This is a genomic window from Agrobacterium sp. 10T429 (assembly GCF_056393925.1).
This window is the reverse complement of record NZ_JBFTGV010000055.1, coordinates 1-439: the sequence shown is the minus strand read 5'-3', so window position 1 is coordinate 439 and position 439 is coordinate 1. Positions and strand designations below refer to the sequence as shown.

Below are 439 nucleotides of genomic sequence, written 5' to 3'. Positions count from 1 at the left end.
GTGCTCACACGCTGCCCGCTGCGCGCAATCGACGCCTGATTGGCGGCGTTGTTCGGCATCAGGAAGTCGAAGTGCGGGCGGCTCTGCGCCCCCGGGGCGTAGCGCAGCACCTGCAAGCCCTCGCCGTTCTCCATCGGCATCTGCATCAAGGCTGAAATGCGGGCGTCGAGCGTAGCCAGCCACGGCGCCTCGGCCAGGCGGAAGAACATGCCCTCGCTGGTGCGGTCCGGGCTCACGATGTGCTCGCCGGTGCGTGGATCGACAAGGGTCGATGGCGCGAGGCGAGGCCGCGCCGCCGCCATCAATGCATCGCACTCATCATGGCTGAGCACGCCTTCGAGCACGGCCACCACGGGGCGCTCGGTGCGGGATAGCACGGGTACGTCGCGGTCGCCACCGTGCAGCACCGACGCACGCGGCAGCCGGGGCTGGGCTAGCG

The 439-nt window shown here is 69.9% G+C and carries 1 protein-coding gene; it reads right to left on the bottom strand.

Annotated elements, in window-relative coordinates; translation table 11 throughout:
• The coding region (locus tag AC1DCP_RS26475; RefSeq protein ID WP_476774882.1) for a prolyl 4-hydroxylase family protein at positions 1 to 353 on the bottom strand (353 nt) is incomplete at its 3' end.
• Positions 354 to 439 lie beyond the last annotated feature (86 nt).